This is a genomic window from uncultured Sneathiella sp., assembly GCF_963973085.1.
Taxonomy (GTDB): Bacteria; Pseudomonadota; Alphaproteobacteria; order Sneathiellales; family Sneathiellaceae; genus Sneathiella.
In genome coordinates, this window is record NZ_CAXAXA010000004.1 from 423,093 (window position 1) to 440,965 (window position 17,873).

At 52.2% G+C, this 17,873-nt stretch carries 16 protein-coding genes and 1 tRNA gene; 12 read left to right on the forward strand and 5 right to left on the reverse strand.

Annotated elements, in window-relative coordinates; all coding sequences use genetic code 11:
* The first annotated feature begins 40 nt into the window (after nucleotides 1-40).
* Complete coding sequence (locus AACZ19_RS12780; RefSeq protein WP_339634501.1) at nucleotides 41-1,378, forward strand: heterodisulfide reductase-related iron-sulfur binding cluster; 1,338 nt, start codon at nucleotides 41-43, stop codon at nucleotides 1,376-1,378.
* Nucleotides 1,379-1,392: 14 nt separating this feature from the next.
* Nucleotides 1,393-1,992 (forward strand): DUF3501 family protein, encoded by a 600-nt coding sequence (locus tag AACZ19_RS12785; protein WP_339634503.1) that lies wholly within the window; start codon nucleotides 1,393-1,395, stop codon nucleotides 1,990-1,992.
* A gap of 7 nt (nucleotides 1,993-1,999) precedes the next feature.
* On the opposite strand, the gene AACZ19_RS12790 is transcribed toward AACZ19_RS12785, so the two are convergent.
* Nucleotides 2,000-2,497, reverse strand: coding sequence for an SH3 domain-containing protein (locus tag AACZ19_RS12790; protein WP_339634505.1), 498 nt, complete (start codon nucleotides 2,495-2,497; stop codon nucleotides 2,000-2,002).
* 179 nt (nucleotides 2,498-2,676) lie between these two features.
* On the opposite strand from AACZ19_RS12790, the gene AACZ19_RS12795 reads away from it, so the two are divergent.
* Both AACZ19_RS12795 and AACZ19_RS12800 read left to right on the forward strand, forming a co-directional pair.
* Nucleotides 2,677-3,663 carry a D-glycerate dehydrogenase gene (locus tag AACZ19_RS12795; protein ID WP_339634508.1) on the forward strand — a complete coding sequence of 329 codons (987 nt, stop codon included), beginning with the start codon at nucleotides 2,677-2,679 and terminating at the stop codon, nucleotides 3,661-3,663.
* A gap of 70 nt (nucleotides 3,664-3,733) precedes the next feature.
* Nucleotides 3,734-4,366, forward strand: a complete 633-nt coding sequence (locus AACZ19_RS12800) for a trimeric intracellular cation channel family protein (protein ID WP_339634511.1) — start codon at nucleotides 3,734-3,736, stop codon at nucleotides 4,364-4,366.
* Between the two features lie 49 nt (nucleotides 4,367-4,415).
* On the opposite strand, the gene AACZ19_RS12805 is transcribed toward AACZ19_RS12800, so the two are convergent.
* The 4 genes from AACZ19_RS12805 to AACZ19_RS12820 form a co-directional block, all read right to left on the reverse strand.
* Nucleotides 4,416-5,027 (reverse strand): hypothetical protein, encoded by a 612-nt coding sequence (locus AACZ19_RS12805; protein ID WP_339634514.1) that lies wholly within the window; start codon nucleotides 5,025-5,027, stop codon nucleotides 4,416-4,418.
* Nucleotides 5,028-5,129: 102 nt separating this feature from the next.
* Entirely contained in the window at nucleotides 5,130-5,759 is a 630-nt protein-coding gene (locus AACZ19_RS12810) for a MarC family protein (RefSeq protein ID WP_339634517.1), read from the reverse strand.
* 81 nt (nucleotides 5,760-5,840) lie between these two features.
* A complete protein-coding gene (gene polA, locus AACZ19_RS12815; protein ID WP_339634519.1) occupies nucleotides 5,841-8,702 on the reverse strand; it encodes a DNA polymerase I in 2,862 nt (953 codons plus the stop codon).
* Between the two features lie 47 nt (nucleotides 8,703-8,749).
* On the reverse strand, nucleotides 8,750-8,929 hold the full coding sequence (locus AACZ19_RS12820) for a zinc-finger domain-containing protein (protein WP_339634521.1): 180 nt from the start codon (nucleotides 8,927-8,929) through the stop codon (nucleotides 8,750-8,752).
* Nucleotides 8,930-9,050: 121 nt separating this feature from the next.
* Between AACZ19_RS12820 and AACZ19_RS12825 the strand changes: the two genes are divergently transcribed.
* The 8 genes from AACZ19_RS12825 to brxC all read left to right on the forward strand — a co-directional run bounded on the left by AACZ19_RS12825 (nucleotide 9,051) and on the right by brxC (nucleotide 17,861).
* Nucleotides 9,051-9,374 (forward strand): hypothetical protein, encoded by a 324-nt coding sequence (locus AACZ19_RS12825; protein ID WP_339634523.1) that lies wholly within the window; start codon nucleotides 9,051-9,053, stop codon nucleotides 9,372-9,374.
* Nucleotides 9,375-9,415: 41 nt separating this feature from the next.
* Nucleotides 9,416-10,363, forward strand: coding sequence for an ABC transporter ATP-binding protein (locus AACZ19_RS12830; protein WP_339634525.1), 948 nt, complete (start codon nucleotides 9,416-9,418; stop codon nucleotides 10,361-10,363).
* A gap of 127 nt (nucleotides 10,364-10,490) precedes the next feature.
* Nucleotides 10,491-11,681 (forward strand): amidohydrolase family protein, encoded by a 1,191-nt coding sequence (locus AACZ19_RS12835; protein ID WP_339634528.1) that lies wholly within the window; start codon nucleotides 10,491-10,493, stop codon nucleotides 11,679-11,681.
* Between the two features lie 104 nt (nucleotides 11,682-11,785).
* Nucleotides 11,786-11,971 carry a hypothetical protein gene (locus tag AACZ19_RS12840; protein WP_339634530.1) on the forward strand — a complete coding sequence of 62 codons (186 nt, stop codon included), beginning with the start codon at nucleotides 11,786-11,788 and terminating at the stop codon, nucleotides 11,969-11,971.
* Nucleotides 11,972-12,054: 83 nt separating this feature from the next.
* Nucleotides 12,055-12,131, forward strand: a tRNA-Arg gene (locus AACZ19_RS12845).
* A 922-nt stretch (nucleotides 12,132-13,053) separates the two neighbouring features.
* Complete coding sequence (locus AACZ19_RS12850; RefSeq protein WP_339634533.1) at nucleotides 13,054-13,662, forward strand: DUF1819 family protein; 609 nt, start codon at nucleotides 13,054-13,056, stop codon at nucleotides 13,660-13,662.
* Nucleotides 13,659-14,231, forward strand: a complete 573-nt coding sequence (locus AACZ19_RS12855; protein WP_339634536.1) for a DUF1788 domain-containing protein — start codon at nucleotides 13,659-13,661, stop codon at nucleotides 14,229-14,231. The genes AACZ19_RS12850 and AACZ19_RS12855 overlap by 4 nt, the downstream gene beginning before the upstream one ends.
* 15 nt (nucleotides 14,232-14,246) lie before the next feature.
* Nucleotides 14,247-17,861 carry a BREX system P-loop protein BrxC gene (gene brxC, locus AACZ19_RS12860; RefSeq protein WP_339634539.1) on the forward strand — a complete coding sequence of 1,205 codons (3,615 nt, stop codon included), beginning with the start codon at nucleotides 14,247-14,249 and terminating at the stop codon, nucleotides 17,859-17,861.
* Nucleotides 17,862-17,873: the final 12 nt, after the last annotated feature.

Genomic DNA, 17,873 nt, shown 5'->3' on the forward strand with positions numbered 1-17,873 from the left:
TCGCTACCCTAAACAAACCAACTATATTCAGGGGAATATTATGCGCGAAGGAAGTCTTGACGCGCCGACACGGCATAACATCGACTGGAACAATCCTGATTTTTATGATGAACAGAAGCTGGACGAGGAACTCCGTCGCGTATTCGACATTTGCCATGGTTGCCGACGTTGTTTTAACCTTTGCGACTCTTTCCCCAGACTTTTCGATCTAATCGATGAATCGGAAACCGAAGAACTTGATTCTGTCGCTTCAGAGGATTTCAAGCCTGTCGTAGATGCCTGCACACTTTGTGACATGTGCTTCATGACAAAATGCCCCTATGTGCCACCTCATGAATTCAACCTCGACTTTCCGCATCTGATGCTGAGGTACCGGGCGGTCGAAAAAAAGAACGGCGAGGATAGCTTCGTCAGCCGCGAACTCTCAAAAACTGATCGGAATGGCAAACTGGCCGCGCCGGTGGCACCAATCGCGAACTGGGCAACCAAAACGTCAAACGGCTTGACCCGCGGTATTATTGAAACAACGCTTGGAATCGATAGACATGCGGCCTTGCCGAAATACCAGTCGAAACCTTTTGAAAAATATGCCCGGGAAAACCCCATTGAAATTAACAAAGATGCCCCGGCCTTTGGCCGTAAGGCGGTGATCTATGCCACTTGCTTTGGCAACTACAATAATCCGGATATCGGTGAGGCTACGCGCAAGGTTCTTGCCAAGAACGGAGTGGAAACGGAAGTCGTATACCCCGGCTGCTGTGGAATGCCTTTGATGGAGCAAGGTGACCTTGCAGGCGTTGTGGCCAACGCGGAGAAGGTCTCGACTGAGCTCGGAAGCTGGATTGACCAGGGGTATGACGTTATCGCCCTCGTCTCTTCCTGCGCCTTGATGCTGAAATTCGAATGGCCCCTCCTTGCGCCTGGTAATCCTGCTGTGGAAAGACTGTCAAAAGCCACTTTCGATGTGTCTGAATATGTGATGGAATTTGCCAAGAAGGAAGGCATTGCACCGGGTATGACGCCGATCGGGGACAGCGTGGCGGTGCATCTCGCCTGTCACGCGCGCGCCCAGAATATGGGCGCAAAGGGAGCCGAAATTCTCCGCCTTATTCCCGACGCCGACGTCAAGATTGTTGAACGGTGCTCTGGCCATGGTGGCTCCTGGGGTATCATGAAAGGGAATTACGAAATCGCCTTGAAAGTCGGAAAGCCCGCCGCAAGAACGGCCATGACGACAAATGCAAAATATATCGCGTCAGAATGCCCGCTAGCGGCTGAACATCTGATGCAGGGAATTGAAAGACTCGATTCGGATGCAGTTAGCACAAGAACCGCGCTGCATCCTATTGAATTGCTGGCCAAAGCCTACGGCCTCTGAAAGGAATAATGATCATGACTGCCTTGAAAAAGCGCGAGATCACACCGGACGATATTCTGCCCATCGCAGAGTACAAGAAGATTCGAAAAGAGCATAAGCAGAAGCTTATTCCGATAAAGAAAAATCGTCGGCTGGAAATCGGTCCCTTTGCAACGCTGTACTTTGAAAACTACGACACGATGTGGTCGCAAATTCAGGAAATGCTGTATATCGAGCAAGGTGGCGACGAACAGCTTCAGGACGAACTATCGGCATACAATCCGCTTATTCCAAACGGATCGGAGTTGGTCGCCACCTTCATGATTGAAATTGACGATCCGGTGCGCCGGGATTTCATGCTGCGGAAGCTCGGTCATATCGAGAAGACGATTTACCTTGCAATCGGCGATGAGAAAATCGCCGCAGTCGCTGAAGATGACGTAGAGCGCACGACGGACGATGGTAAAGCGTCATCCATACATTTCCTCCACTTCCCAATGACCGACGCTCAGAAGAAAGCCTTCAAGAACCCTGAGCTTGACGTCCAGATTGGCGTTTCCCATGACAATTATGGACATATCGCCGTTATAAAGGGAGCAACCAGAGGCGCTCTTGCCGAAGATCTGGATGACTAACTAGGTCTTAACGGATTTTCTCATTGGCGTAGACACCATAGAAATGCGAGGCCAACAGCCAGCCGGTTAGTCCGGCAACTTCTATTTCGCACCAGCGGCCATCGCATTCATCCAGCTTGCCAACGACGCCAGGCTCCGCGAGCAGCACAACCGGACTGCTCTCGTCCGGCTCTTCATAGACCGCACGGACATCTTCCGTGATTATGAGAGTCCGTCGGTTACTGACCAGATTGCGATGAACCCAGCCAATCGCCCCCTCGATATCGCGGATCTGCCGCCACAACTCATACTCTTCAATAACCTCTACCGGCCAGCCCTGACGGACAAAAACCCATTTGATCGGATACCGGGTTCCGGGTCCGGCACGAACATTCACCTTGTCGGAGGAAAGAGAGACAAACCGGGGCAAAGGTAATCCTGTCTCGACTCCGGTCGGCCCTGCGATGGCGGGCGTGGTGAGAAGAAAGGAAATAATAATCCCAATTAATACGATACTGCGTTTCAAGATGGTGATACTCTCAGATTTAACAGGAAGCCGCTCATCTTATGCCGTGCAAGAGGGTAGATGGTCAAGTGCGCAAAATCCATGTCCTTTTCCCCAAGGTCGCAATTGTATCCGCTAACGCTATCTGCTAGATAAAGTCTGTTGGTCATGCCAAAATCCAGAAACAAGTGAGTCGCCAAATGCCCCAGAAGAAACCAGTCGTTGTTGTTACCAGAAGGCTTCCGGATGTCATCGAAACCCGCATGATGGAGCTTTTCGATACCAGGCTGAACCATGACGATACGCCGATGACCCAAAGTCAACTGATCGAGGCAGTTAAAACGGCGGATGTTCTCGTGCCAACCGTGACCGACAAAATTGATCTTGGTGTCCTCAGTCAGACCAACCCCAATCTGAAGCTGATCGCTAGTTTCGGCACCGGTGTCGACCACATCGACCTCGCGACCGCCCGCCAGAGCAATATTACCGTCACCAATACGCCCGGCGTATTGACCGAGGATACGGCCGACATGACCATGGCTCTAATTATGGCTGTCCCGCGCCGCCTGACAGAGGGAGAGCGGTTGATGCGTTCCGCAAGTTGGAAAGGCTGGTCGCCGACAGGCATGCTCGGTCACCGGATCTGGGGAAAAAGACTGGGTATTATCGGAATGGGCCGGATTGGTCAGGCTGTCGCCCGTCGCGCACGCGCCTTCGGACTTTCCATTCATTACCATAATCGTAACCGCTTACCTGATTATATCGAGAATGAACTGGAAGCGACCTATTGGGAAAGCCTTGATCAGATGCTCGCCCGGATGGATATTGTTTCGGTGAACTGTCCGCATACCCCGGCGACATTCCACCTCCTGAATGCACGCCGCCTGGCCCTTCTGCAACCAAGCTGCTATGTGGTCAATACCTCACGCGGCGAAGTTGTCGACGAGAACGCCTTAACCCGCTTGCTGCGCAATGGAAAGATTGCCGGCGCCGGCCTTGATGTGTTCGAGCATGAACCTGCTGTCAATCCGCGCTTGTTGGAACTCGACAATGTCATCCTGCTGCCACATATGGGGTCGGCGACAGTCGAAGGGCGTATCGACATGGGAGAAAAGGTGCTGATCAATATCAAGACCTTTATCGATGGCCACACGCCGCCAGACCGGGTCCTGCAGGCGATGCTTTAAGCTGCATTCCTGCGAACTTGCGCTTTCCCCCGTTCTGACGGACACTGCGCCTTTCTGATCGGGGGGCGAGATGTTTGCTGAATTCATTATCATTCTGGACTTGATCGGTGTCGCGGTTTTCGCGGCAACCGGAAGCCTTGTCGCCAGCCGCAAGGAAATGGACCTGATTGGTTTCGGCATGATGGCCACCTTTACCGGGATCGGCGGCGGAACCCTGCGTGACCTGATCCTGGATCGCCCAGTATTCTGGATTGCTGATCAACGTTATCTGATCGTATGTCTGGTAATCGCCCTAGCCATATATTTCTTTGCCTCCCGAGTTCAAAGGCGATATGTGCTTCTGATCTGGGCGGACGCCGCCGGGTTGGTCGCCTTCGCAGTGTTGGGCGCCGAAATAGCGCTGGCCAGCGGCATCAGTCCTCTGGTTTCGATTGTCCTTGGCATGATAACGGCTACATTTGGAGGATTGATCCGCGATTTGGTTGCCGATGAAGCGCCTTTGCTATTAAAGCAGGAAATTTACGCGACGGCCGCTCTTGCGAGTGCGGCAGTTTATGTTTTCGCGGTCACCGCGTTCGAGGTTTCGCCGCTTATAGCCGCCTGTGCGGGTATTTTCGTCGGATTTTCTCTTCGTGCGGGAGCAATTCTTTTTGCCTGGTCCCTGCCCCGATACAAACAAAGACCTGGCCGGATTTATAAATAGATACGTGTGAGACCAGAAGGGCGGTTTGAACAACCGCCTTTCCTAATGATTACGTTGCGATTCCAGCGGCTTTACGGCGCTTGCGCCATCCAATAAAGCCGATGAGGGCAAGGCCTGCACCATAAAGCGGAAATGCCGCCGGGAGTGGTACGGCCGAAACCGTCAGATTTGCATATTCAAAGGCATTGCTTCCCGATGTAAAGCGTACCTCGTCAAAGACGCCATTGGCGATAACGGAAGCGACAATAAAACCGAGGCCCTTATTAACCCCATCAAGCGCGGCATCGTCCCCATAAAGCGCATCAACCCAGCTGCCCTGATAATAAAACTCAAGGCCATTATAATTGTCGACGGAGCCCCACATGAACTCAACCGAGGAATGCCCTTTATCGAGTATGTATGACGCGTAAGAGGATTTCTGAACCGATGTGTAGGAACCAGTCCCGTCAAGCACGGCCCCCTGCCAGGGAGAACGATATTTGTTTTTAACTGAGGTGGTCAGATTTTCATAAACGGTGCCCACAGTGGTTGTTGGGGAAAGAACGCCGGTATCAACCGTTGGTAAATCCGTTGTCCAAGTCATGAACGCTGATTGCGCAGGCGCAGCAATAGCAATCGCAAGTACCGCACTGGCAGCAAATGTCTTGGCGAGTTTGAGCATGACCCTCGTACCTCTATTAATGTTCCGGCTTCATCGATATATCGGATTGTAGAAGCAAATACTTACCAATCGGTATATATGGGGAAAGACGGTAATACTCGCTCAACCGAGAAGCCCGCTGTCCCGAATACCGTTGAAAATAAACTGGACGGCCAACGCGGCAAGCAGGACACCCACAACACGGGAGATCACGTGAAGGCCTGTGATCCCCAACAACTTTTGAACCTGAGATGCAAGCAGCATCAGAACCAGGGTCAGCAAGAGCATGCCGAGCAGAACACCAACCACTATCGAAATTTCGACAGTATCGCCCTTTGCGTCCGCGACCAAAAGGATTGCTGCACCAATGGCGCCCGGCCCGGCAATCAGAGGCGTTGCGAGCGGGAACACCGAAACATCCGTTTTTCCCTGAGCCTCGACATTTTCCTCTTCCGTCGTGGTCGTACTACCGGACGATCGGGCAAACACCATATCAATTGCAATCAGCAGCAATAATATCCCGCCGGATGCCTGCAACGCTGGCAGGGTTATGCCGAAACTCGTCAGGACCGCCTTACCGAACAATGCAAAAAACAGCAAAATTCCGCCGCCAATCAAGGTCCCCTTGATGGCCATCTGGCGACGCTCGCGCGGTGTCGAGTTAACCGTCAGAGCTGCAAATAGCGCCGCTATGTCCAACGGTCCGATAGTCGCAAAAAACGTTGTAAAGGCGATAAGAGCCGTTTCGAGCATGAAAGCCTACTTTCAGGAAACTAAAGTTCCACCACCCTACCTGCCAACGAATGACGGAGCAACTTGTTGCTGAAATGGGTCTTAGTGAGCTTCACCCCAGTTATCGCCCACACCGGCATCCGCAATCAGCGGCACGGAAAGCTCGATCGAAGGAAGCGACGCCTTTTCCATCACCGATTTAACCAGAGTTATCGTATCGTCCACCTCGTCCTCCACAACTTCGAAGATCAGTTCGTCATGTACCTGCAGAAGCATTCGGGCCGAGAGCTTCGCGTCATCCAGCGCGCTTGGCACATGGATCATGGCGCGCTTGATAATATCCGCCGCGGACCCTTGAATGGGTGCGTTGATGGCCGCCCGCTCAGAGAAGCTGCGGCGAGCCCCATTCTTGTCATTTATTCCCGGTAAATGTACTTTCCGGCCAAAAATGGTTTGCACGAAACCATGCTCGCGACAGAAAGCTTTGGTATTTTCCATATAATCCTTGATACCCGGATACTGGACAAAATACTGGTCGATATAGCCTTGCGCTTCCGTACGGGAGACACCGAGCTGCCGAGCGAGACCAAAAGCGCTGATGCCGTATATTATACCGAAATTGATGGCTTTGGCAGATCGGCGCATCATCGGATCCATGCCTTCCATCGCCACGCCAAATACCTGCGAAGCTGTTTTCGCATGGATATCAAGTCCTTCGGCGAAGGCTTCTTTGAGCGAATTGATATCCGCAATATGGGCGAGCAACCGAAGCTCAATCTGTGAGTAATCGGCGCTTAGCAGCTTGTTGCCCGGCTCCGCGATAAAGGCCTGACGCAGTTTACGCCCCTCCTCCGTTCGCACCGGGATATTCTGCACATTGGGCTCACTCGAAGCCAGACGCCCGGTGGAGGCAGCCGCCAGCGAGAAGGATGTGTGTATACGACCGGTTTTTCCGTTTATCTGACCTTGCAAGGCGTCTGTATAAGTACTTTTCAGCTTCGAAAGCTGCCGCCAGTCGAGCACTTTCTGCGCCAGCTCGACCCCATCTGCCGCCAGCCCTTCCAGCACATTTACGTCTGTCGTATAGGCGCCGGTTTTGCCCTTCTTGCTGCCAGAAAGTCCCATCTTGTCAAACAGGATCTCCCCGAGCTGTTTTGGAGAACCGACGTTAAATTCCTCTCCTGCGAGATCGTGAATCTCCTTTACCAGCCCCTCCATACGGTCACCGAAATCGGTTGAAAGCGTGCTGAGCAGCTTGGCATCAACCTTGATGCCCTCCTGCTCCATTTTCGCGATAACCGGGACAAGCGGTCGCTCTATTGTCTCGTACAAATCAACGGCTTTGGCCTGAACCAATTTTCGTTTCAAGACCTGATGCAGGCGCAGGGTAATATCCGCGTCTTCCGCAGCATATTCTGTCGCTTTGTCGATAGGGACCTCGGCAAACGTAATCTGAGACTTGCCCGTACCGGCCACTTCCTTGAACGGTATCGGCTTGATATTGAAATGCAGCTCCGACAGCTCATCCATACCATGGCCATGCAATCCGGCCTCCTGGCAATAGGAAAGCAGCATCGTGTCGTCGATCGGCGCGACATCAATTCCTTCCTGCGACAGTATTACCATATCATACTTGATGTTCTGGCCGATCTTCAGCACACCCGGATCTTCCAAAAGAGGTTTTAAAGCTGCCAGCACATCCTTTTTTGGAAGCTGCCGGGGCATATCGTCCTTGTCTTTCTCCGCCGCACCATCAAAATCGAAACCGGCCTGTTCTCTTGCCCCCACATGGCCAACAGGAATATAGCAAGCCCGCCCGGGGTGTATGGAAAGAGATATGCCGACAAGCGATGCCTGCATGGCATTCAACGAGGTCGTTTCCGTATCCACCGCCACCTGCCCGACTCGCTCGGCTTCTTTTATCCAAAAATTGAGCGTTTCCATATCAAGGATCGTTGTGTAGTGAATATCCTCAACCTTCGGCGCCCCAGTGCCCGTCTCTTCTGGTACATCGTCAGGAAGGGCTGCCGCTTCCTCCCTGAATGACTCCCCGAAAAACTCCATTGCCCGACCGGTAAGCTGCTTGAATTCATTTTCTTTGAGGAACGCAATCAAGTCGGCCGCGTTCGGCATTTGCACCGTTAAATCCATAACGTCGATATCAAGATCAACATCATTTTTGAGCGTCACCAGATCACGGCTGACCCGGGCCATATCCGCATTTTCAAGCAGCTTTTCACGGCGGCCCTTTTGCGGAATTTCTCCGGCTCTTTCCAACAGAGTATCAAGATCACCGAATTCATTGATCAAGAGAGCTGCGGTCTTGATACCAATTCCCGGCACACCCGGAACATTATCGACACTGTCCCCGGCGAGGGATTGAACGTCTATCACCCGGTCCGGTCCAACGCCGAATTTCTCCAGCACTTCATCAGTGCCAATCATCTTGTTTTTCATCGGGTCAAGCATCATGACATCTCCCCCGACAAGCTGCATCAGGTCCTTATCCGATGAAACAATGACACATTCCATATCCTTGGCCCGCGCCTGCGCCGCGTAGGTGGCAATGATATCGTCCGCCTCAAACCCTTCTTTCTCGATCGCCGGGACGTTAAACGCGCGCGTCGCATCCCTTACCAGCGGAAACTGCGGGATCAGGTCTTCGGGCGGCGCATCGCGATTGGCTTTATAGTCAGGGAAAATTTCGGAGCGAAATGTCTTGCGGCTGGTGTCGAATATCACGGCAAGATGACTGACCCGTCCATCGGCTTGCGTATCCTGAATTAGCTTGAACAGCATGTTTGAAAAACCGAGAACCGCCCCCGTTGGGGTGCCATCAGACCGAGACATCGGCTGCCGACCGCGAATCATCGCAAAGTAAGCGCGGAAAATATACCCCGATCCATCGACCAGATATATTCTGTGCTTTTGGTTCGGATCGCCCGTGACGTCAGGTTCGGTCATGCCGCTTCTCTGCTTTTTACTTTATTTGCCGCCGGTATCGATGAGGGTTAGTGCCCGCCGGAAACTTTTGCACCCGCCTTCAAAACGTAATAACGGCTGCAGTAAGGGCACTCCACCGCGCCTTTATCCCCCATATTGAGAAAAACACGCGGATGACCAAGCGGACCTTTGCCGCCGTCACAGGCAACTTTGGGGCTATCTACTTCAATCGTCTCAATAGCTTGCATAAGCCGTCTCACTTCTTCGTCTGATTAACGCTGGTTATCGATTTTATCAGTAGCAATCATTCCCCGCTACTTTCAGTAACGCATGGATGATATCGATTGGGGACAAGGACGCAACCGAGAAATGGCTCGGCGCGAACGAATGGTTACACTCGGCTATACGCTTACTACTCTTCGCCCCAAAGGGATCATCATTGGCAGCTATCTTTCCGTCTTCCATATTGCCATGGCATCCGGGGTTGCCTATATGATTGTGTGGCTCTTTGGTTTTGAAGGCACAACGCGCGGCGTTTTCATATTTATGTGCCTGATGCCCGCTTCCGTCGCAACCTATCCTTGGGTCGAGCGTTACCAGAATGGACATGCTTCCGATGTGGCAAGTTACATCATGGCATCCACACTGCTGACTATCTTGGTTATACCACTTGCGCTCACTTTCTGGATTTAGGACAACACTGAAAACAAATGTATGCTGAAGAATATAACAGAATGACTGAAACTCCCTCACCGATTCCGGCCCTGCAAGTGCAGGATCTGAAAAAGACATATAAAATCAAAGGACCGACTCCGGACAAGGTCGCGTTAAAAGGTATCGACCTTGAAGTTGCGCGGGGATCATTCTTTGGTCTTCTCGGACCCAATGGCGCAGGAAAATCCACACTGATCAATATCATCGCGGGTCTGGTCAACAAGACAAGCGGAGAGGTTCGCATATGCGGATTCGACACTGAAATGGACATGCGCGCCGCAAGAAGTGCCGTCGGTGTCGTACCGCAGGAACTCAACCTGGACGCATTTTTTACACCGCGAGAAGTTATGGAGTTCCAGGCAGGGCTTTACGGGGTTCCTAAATCAAAAAGACGTACTGACGAAATTCTGGACGCTATGGGATTGGGAGATAAAGCCGATGTCTATGCGCGTACCCTCTCTGGCGGGATGCGGCGGCGGCTCCTCGTTGCAAAAGCCATGGTTCATAGTCCGGAGGTCCTGATCCTTGATGAGCCCACAGCAGGCGTGGATATTGAACTGCGGCAGCAACTTTGGACCTATATCAAAAAACTGAACGAAGACGGAACAACAATTATCCTCACTACGCACTATCTGGAGGAGGCAGAGGAGCTTTGCGATACCATTGCCATCATCAATCATGGTGAAGTCGTCGCCTGCGAACCGACGGGTAGCCTCCTAGGGAAACTCGACATGAAGAATGTCTGCCTTCTCCTTGGCCAAGACATTACGGAAGTCCCGGAAAATCTCAAAAAATTCAATGCGACCCTGTCTCATGGCAGGCGGATTAATATTAGCTTCCGACCCAGCGATACGAAAATGGCGAAGATCCTGAAAGCTGTGACAGATGACCAGTTGGATGTTATCGACTTGACAACCGAAGAGCCTGACTTGGAGGACGCTTTCCTGCAAATGACGTCAGGCAAGTAATTTCCATTGAAAAATAATTTGCGAACCATGGCCGACCAAGTGGTCTTCGCACCCTTTTTTATTGGTATTTAGCTCCCTCTTCATGGCATGATTGATTGAAAGAAAACAATAATAAGGACGAACAGAGATGACATCCATTTTGTATAGTGGCGGCGACATTTTCGACGGTACAGGCGAGCTGCTGAAAGGCCATGCCGTCCTGGTAGATGATGATACAATTAAGGATGTGGCACCTGCGGAGAAATTTTCCGATTATCAGGGCGAGCGGGTTGATACCAGCGGCGGCACTCTAATGCCCGGAATTGCGGATTGTCACGTCCATCTGGTCTATAAAGGGGAAGCCGACCCGCGCAGTAGTATTGAAGGCGTGAATCCTGGCGAGATCACACTGCGCGTACTCGAAAACGCCCAGCTGTCCCTCAAGTCCGGCATCACGGCTGTACGCGATTGTGGTGGCCGCGAGTATCTGGAATTCCCGGTCCGCGATGCCTGCAACAGCGGCAGATTTTTTGGCCCGAATATCATGGCATCCGGAAAAATGATCTGCATGACAGGCGGCCACGGCAACAGAAATGGCCGAATTGCCGATGGATGCGATGAAGTCGTTAAAGCCGTGCGCGAGCAAATTCATGCGGGCAGCGATCTGATCAAGATCATGGCCACCGGCGGTGTCATGACGCCACGCGTCAATCCTGAAGACGCGCATTATTCCGCTGAGGAAATGAACGCGGGCGTTAGCGAAGCCAAACGCTTCCACAAAACGTCGGCCAGCCATGCGCAAGGAGCAGAGGGAATAATGAACGCTGTAAAAGCCGGTATCACCTCGATTGAACATGGCATTTTCATGGATCAGGAGTGCCTCGATGCAATGATGGAACGCGGGACCTATCTCGTGCCGACACTCGCGGCTGTCCAGAACATCCTCAACAATGCGGACAACGGCATCGCCGACTATGTCGTGGAAAAATCACGGCGTGTCTTTGAAAAGCACAAGGAGAGTTTCAAGATGTTTTATAAAGCCGGTGGCAAAATTGCCATGGGCACGGACGCTGGAACACCCTTTAATCTTCACGGCGAGAATGCCATGGAAATGGCTTATATGGTTGACTGCGGCATGGCACCGGTTGACGCCCTCAAGAGCGCAACATCCGTCGCACATGGGCTCATGGAACTTAACGATCGCGGCCAGATAAAGCCGGGATTTAAGGCCGATATGCTGATCGTGAATGGAAACCCGGCTCAAGACATATTGATGGCAGCAGCGAAGAAAAATCACCGGATGGTTGTCAAGAATGGCCGAAAAGTAGATTTTCCATAAGTTTATTGGCGGTTTTTTTAAGATGGCTGGTTGGCATATGCACTCGTCCGAACTAAATTATGAATTACCAAAGCATAATGTTCAGAAAGGAGTGTTCCATGCCAATGCAATCGGATATTGAACGCCTGCAGAATATAAAGCAGCGGCGACACCAACGTGTGGAAGGAGAGAAAGCTCTAAAAAAGGGGACTTCCGATCCTCATGGCAGTGATCTTGCTACAACAGTCACCGCAAACCGCAAAAAGGCTGGACATAAAGCGTCAATTGACCAGTTGAAACGCAACCGCTGACCCCACGAGCTTTTCGACACCAGCTGTAACCTAAAATCGTTGCAACATGGGCACGCTTGGGCTATAGCAAGGGCCTCATCTCAGCACCCGTAGCTCAGCTGGATAGAGCGCTGCCCTCCGAAGGCAGAGGTCACACGTTCGAATCGTGTCGGGTGCGCCAATCTTTTCAATGAGTTATAAAAATTAAATATTAACCGCTCATTGTAAGGTAAGCATTAGGTAAGCACGAACTTACAGATTACGGCGTATATAGTCTCCGTCGTGAGACAAAGAATGCTTCGATATATGCTGTGCAGCCAGACATGCCGACAAGATTGAATCCACATAATTATGAAAGTTAGTGGCGAGCCCGCTGTTACTAGGACCATAGCTCAATAGGGAGAGCTCTTTAATGTACTATATTCTAGCATTAAGACTGACCAAAAGATATGTGTTGTACTACAATACCCTCTTCGTAAGGGCCCCCGCTGCATCCATCCCTACAGCTGTAGTCCTTCCAGGACTTTAAACCACACCATAGCCAAGAGATCGTATTGTCGAACCATCACTCGCAGGGCTTGGAGTCAGGTCTCTCCACCTGCACCGAACCATGCACAAACAATCGCGTACCTGACAGCCGCCGGTAGGGCACCAGAGTTGAAAAGCACTACCAATGATGTTGAAACTGTAATCGCCACGACTTAGCATGCAGAGTTCCTCGGCAAGAAATTTAACAAAATTATCAAAACACTACACAAACGTGTGCCCCTTGGTTACACTATCGTCCAATGAAAGAAATAATGCTTCGTATCCATGTTATGTGTGAATTGCGGGAGAGCTTTTTAGACGCCTGCATGGTTGAGGACAAGCCCGCCGTGCAGGTCATCCGAGAATTTATACGTGACTATATACATAAACTTAACAACACAATGGGGACGGATGCAGACGCAGAGTCAGGAAGCAATGTGTCGATCGGACGGCGGACAGACGATCAGAAGGTTAGGCCGAGAAGATAGAGAACCGCATCAACGATCTCGTCGCCGGCGGCGCTCGTGGCGAGTCTTTCCAAACTATGGTCAACCGCGAATGGCCTTTTGGTCAGAATGAGCAAAATGACCAAATCCCGATACAAGGCAGATATCGCGGGTGGTTCTCTAAAACTTCAAGAGAGCCGCATTGTGGCCGCACTCTTGCTGGACAAAGTTTCAGCGGAGGAGTGGCGCCAAGCGATTGAAGAGCAGAACGTATTGCAAAAACGGTCGCCAGGCACGGCGATGCGCCAAGCGTCACTTCTGAGGGCGAGACTTCAAACCATGGGGCCGGGTCTTTGGGAGATCGTGCGGGGTGGATCAAAAGAGGCTGCCTCGCACGCGCTTTTTGCGGCTGCCATCAAGCACAGCGCTATTCTTGCTGCATTCCTAGATCGTGTTGTCAAAGAACAATTCCGTACGTTCAAGCACGATCTGCCGCGTAAGCTATGGCTCGAATTTGTCGAGCATCTTCGCAACGAAGACGAAGCTATGCCGGCCTGGAATGACGCAACGACCAATAAGCTCGGTGACAGCATCTTCCAGATTCTGAAGGAGGTTGGATTCATCACTGATACGAAGACCTACCGGCTGCAGCCCGTCCAGATGTCATCCGAGGTGCTGGCCTATTTGCGTGAGCAAGATGAGCGGTACGTGATTGAGAGAATGCAGGTGGCACTATGACTGATCTCGACGAGCGCCTGAACAAGATTCTCGACAGAGTGACCTCCGACGACTTCCTCTCTGGTCGAAAGTTGTCTGGAGAAATCCCGTTCTACGCGTTCGACTACGATCCCAAGGAGGAGCTAGTTGTACGTGAGCACATCCAGTTTGTCCTCTCCCAGATCGCTAAACGGCGTCCCGAGCTGCGTGTTCAGCACGTGAACCTGTGGAAGCTTGTCGTTGACTACCTAAAGAATCGAAAGCTCTATGATCGGGCAGTCGAGATGCAGCGAACGAAGGGCGGCGATGCCGCCCTCAAAGCACTCAAGGCGCCGCTGGACGCCACCAAGCTGGCAAAGGCACTCGTCGAGAAAGCACTTCCCTCAGAACATGACCTGATTATAGTATCGGGTGTTGGTGCCGCATACCCGCTCGTCCGCACCCACAATCTGCTTAATAACTTGCATTCGCTCATGGGGGGCACGCCGCTGGTGCTGTTTTACCCAGGCAAATATGATGGGCAGAGTTTGCGGCTCTTTGGCCTCCTAAAAGACAACCCTTACTACCGTGCCTTCCGGCTGGTGGACTGAGGAGAAAAGTAAGACATGGAAATTAAGTCACTATTTGAAAGACAAATTGACCGACCGATCAATGGCGTGATCAAAGCCGAGCAATTTGATGCTGAATCTGTCTGGCAGGAGCTCGAAGAGTATGTCGTTACCAAAGAGCTCGACATGCACCTTAGAAAATTCTTCGAGGCATATCTGAACGCCATCGATAATACGCGCGACCCCGACATCGCCAGTAAGGTTGGCGTTTGGGTGTCCGGGTTCTTCGGCTCGGGTAAGTCCCACTTCATCAAAATTATCTCATACCTTCTCGAAAACCGCGAAGTCACCAAAGAGGGGCTGACCAAGCGAGCGAGCGATTTCTTTCAAGACAAGATTCAAGACCCAATGCTCGCTGCCGACATCAATCGTGCCGTCCGCAGCAATGTCGATGTGATCCTGTTCAATATCGACAGCAAGGCCAGCAATGCAGACGGGCGAGACGTCATCCTGCGCGTCTTCCTGAAAGTGTTCAACGAGCGGCTGGGTTACTGCGGAGATCATCCGCACATCGCCCATATGGAGCGCTACCTTGACAAGAAAGGTAAATTCCAAGCTTTCAAGGACGCTCTGATGTCTGATCATGGGTTGATCTGGGAGGACGAGCGCGATGCATACCAGTTCCATTCGGATGCGATGGCAGGCGCGCTGTCCAAGTCGCTTGGCGAGAACATTAAGGATGCCGATGTCTGGCTCGAAAGGTTCGAGCAGGACTTCTCGCTGTCGGTCGAAAGCTTCGCTAGGTGGGTAAAGGAGTATCTGGATAGCCGCGGACCCGATCACCGCATCATCTTCCTCGTTGATGAGGTCGGTCAGTTCATCGGCCAGGACACTCATTTGATGCTCAACCTTCAAACGATCACCGAGAATCTCGGGACGACGTGTAGTGGTCGTGCGTGGGTGTGCGTCACTTCCCAAGAGGACATGGATGCCGTCCTCGGCGAGCTGCGCGCTTCTAAATCTAATGACTTCTCCAAGATTCAGGGGCGGTTCAAAACGCGCTTGTCGCTGTCGGGCGCCAATGCCGATGAAGTCATTCAGAAGAGACTTCTTTCCAAGGTGGAGAAAGCCAAAGACGAACTGGGCAAGGTTTACGACCAGAAAGCCGATATCCTTAAAAATCAGCTTAGCTTCAAGAACGTCGGCATGACTTTGAAGCCCTATGCCGACAAGGAAGACTTCATCGCTGTGTATCCATTCGCGCCTTATCAGTTCCAGTTGGTTCAGAAAATCTTCGACAGTAGCCGCCGCTATGGTGCCGCTGGCCTGCACCTTGCCAAGGGTGAGCGCTCAATGCTGGACGCCTTTCAAACCGGAGCGATGGATGTTGCGGATGAAAAAATTGGCGTTCTCGTCCCCTTGTACCGCTTCTATCCGGCCATTGAGAGCTTCCTGGAAGGCGTGGTTCGCAGGGCGATTGAGAGCGTCAAGAATAATCCCAACCTCGAAGAGTTTGACGAAAACGTTCTGAAAACGCTCTTCCTCATCCGCTATGTCGATGAGATTACCGGCAACGTCGATAACCTCGTCACGCTTTTCGTAGATGAGATCGATGCTGACCGCTTGGAGCTCCGAAAGAAGATCGAGACCAGTCTTCAGCGTCTGGAGAAGGAAACGCTGGTCAACAGGAACGGCGAAGACTACTTTTTCCTGACCAATGAAGAGCGCGACATCAGCCGCGAAATTAAAGATGTCGATTTGGGTTCCGGCGAGGAGACCAAACTTCTAGGCGATATCATCTTCGATGAAGTGCTCGGAAGTCTGCGCAAATACCGCTACCCCGAAAATAACAAGGACTTCGGCATCTCGCGGCTCGTGGACTTGCATCCATATGGCAGCCGTAGCGAAGGTGATCTTTCACTTTCTGTGGTGACCCCTCTCTCAGAAGAATACGACCGTTTCAATGAAGCGTACTGCATTACCCAGAGCACAATGGAGGATGGCCAAGTTGTCGTTAGGCTCGATGATGACAAAGCGCTCGCCCGTGAGCTTCGCACCTATCTCCAGACAGACAAATACATCAAACGGAAGAATGATGGCACGGCCACGCCGACGACGCTGAAAATCTTACGCGAACGGCAGGAAGAGAATCGCGAGCGGAAAGACCGTCTAAAGGCGATCATTGAACGCCTGATGAAAGAGGCAAAATACTACGCGGCAGGTCAGTCGCGTCCGGCGCCGACGGGGTCGGTCGGTGCCGCCATTGAGGACTCACTGGGCTACCTCGTCAAGAACACATTTCCGAAGCTGGGCTATCTCAAGCACACCGTAACCAATCCGCAAGCTGAGATCAAAGCGGTATTAAATGCTCCAGCAAACGAGGGCCTGAACCTTGGTGACGGTGGGATCGCCAATGAAGAAGCACTCAAGGAAGTGCTTAACTTCGTTGCCCTGAAGAATGCGCAGAACCATCGCGTTGTCCTTTACGACCTCGTCGAGGACCGCTTTGGACGCCGTCCCTTTGGCTGGAATGACTGGGAAATTGCTCTCTTGGTCGTGCGTCTTGTGACGATGGGTGAGATCAGCCTCGTCGCCGACGGTGATAACACGCTCACCCCTGACGCCATATTCAGTGCGATTGACGGTCCGAACAAATGGCGCCGGATCAGCGTCGTCAAACGGCAGACCGTTGATCGCGACAGCCTTCAGAAGGCACGCGCCATTGCCAAGGATGTGTTCCATGTCATCGCACCAGACGGCGAGGATGCCCTCAACGCGCATGTGCGCTCCCAGCTGGGTGGCTGGCAAAACGATCTGAATTCATGGAAACCTCTTGCGGATACGGGCAACTACCCAGGCGCCTCGGATATCGCTGACGCGAATGGCGTGATTGCCAAGGCGCAGAGTATTCAGGATAGCTACCAATTCTTGAATCACCTAATCGAGTACAAGGATGATTTCCTTGATCTCACTGACACGGTCTCAGAACTTCGCAACTTCTACGAAAGCCAAAGGCCTGCGTGGGAGAAGCTGAGAAAGGCCAAACAGCGCTTTGATCTCAATCGTTACGAGCTTTTGAAGGATGACGATGCCGCAAGGGCGCTGAAGCGCATAAATGGCATTCTATCGGCTGAGAAGCCATATGGGATGATCAAGGATGCGAATACGCTAATCGGCCGCGTTCAGGAGGTCAACAATGCGCTCGTGAAGAAACGTCGCGATCATGCGATTGAAAAGATCGAGGAGCACATGTCCAAGATGAAGGCCGAGCTTGACGAGGTCGGTGCCGCGCCGGAGCTACGCAATCACTGCCTTCACCCCATCCAGACCATACGATCCGGCATCGAGGCCGAAGAGAGTATCGCCCACATCTTCCAGATGCAGACGGCCTCTCGCGACGCGGCCGATGAGGCCTTTATCGCGATTGAGCAAGCTGCAAAGAAGGTCATACCCGCGTCTTTCGGCGGAGACGCGAAGGTATTGCCGTCCGAGCCGAGCAACGAGCCCGCTGTCCAAAAGGCACCGTCCAAGAAACGGCGCATTGTCGAACCCAGCCATATCGCCGGCGCCACATATCTTGAGACCAAGGAAGACGTGGACGGCTTCCTAGACTCACTCCGCAAGGAGCTCGAAGAGGCCATCGAAAACAATGAACGCGTGGAAATACGCTGAGGACGACGAGCA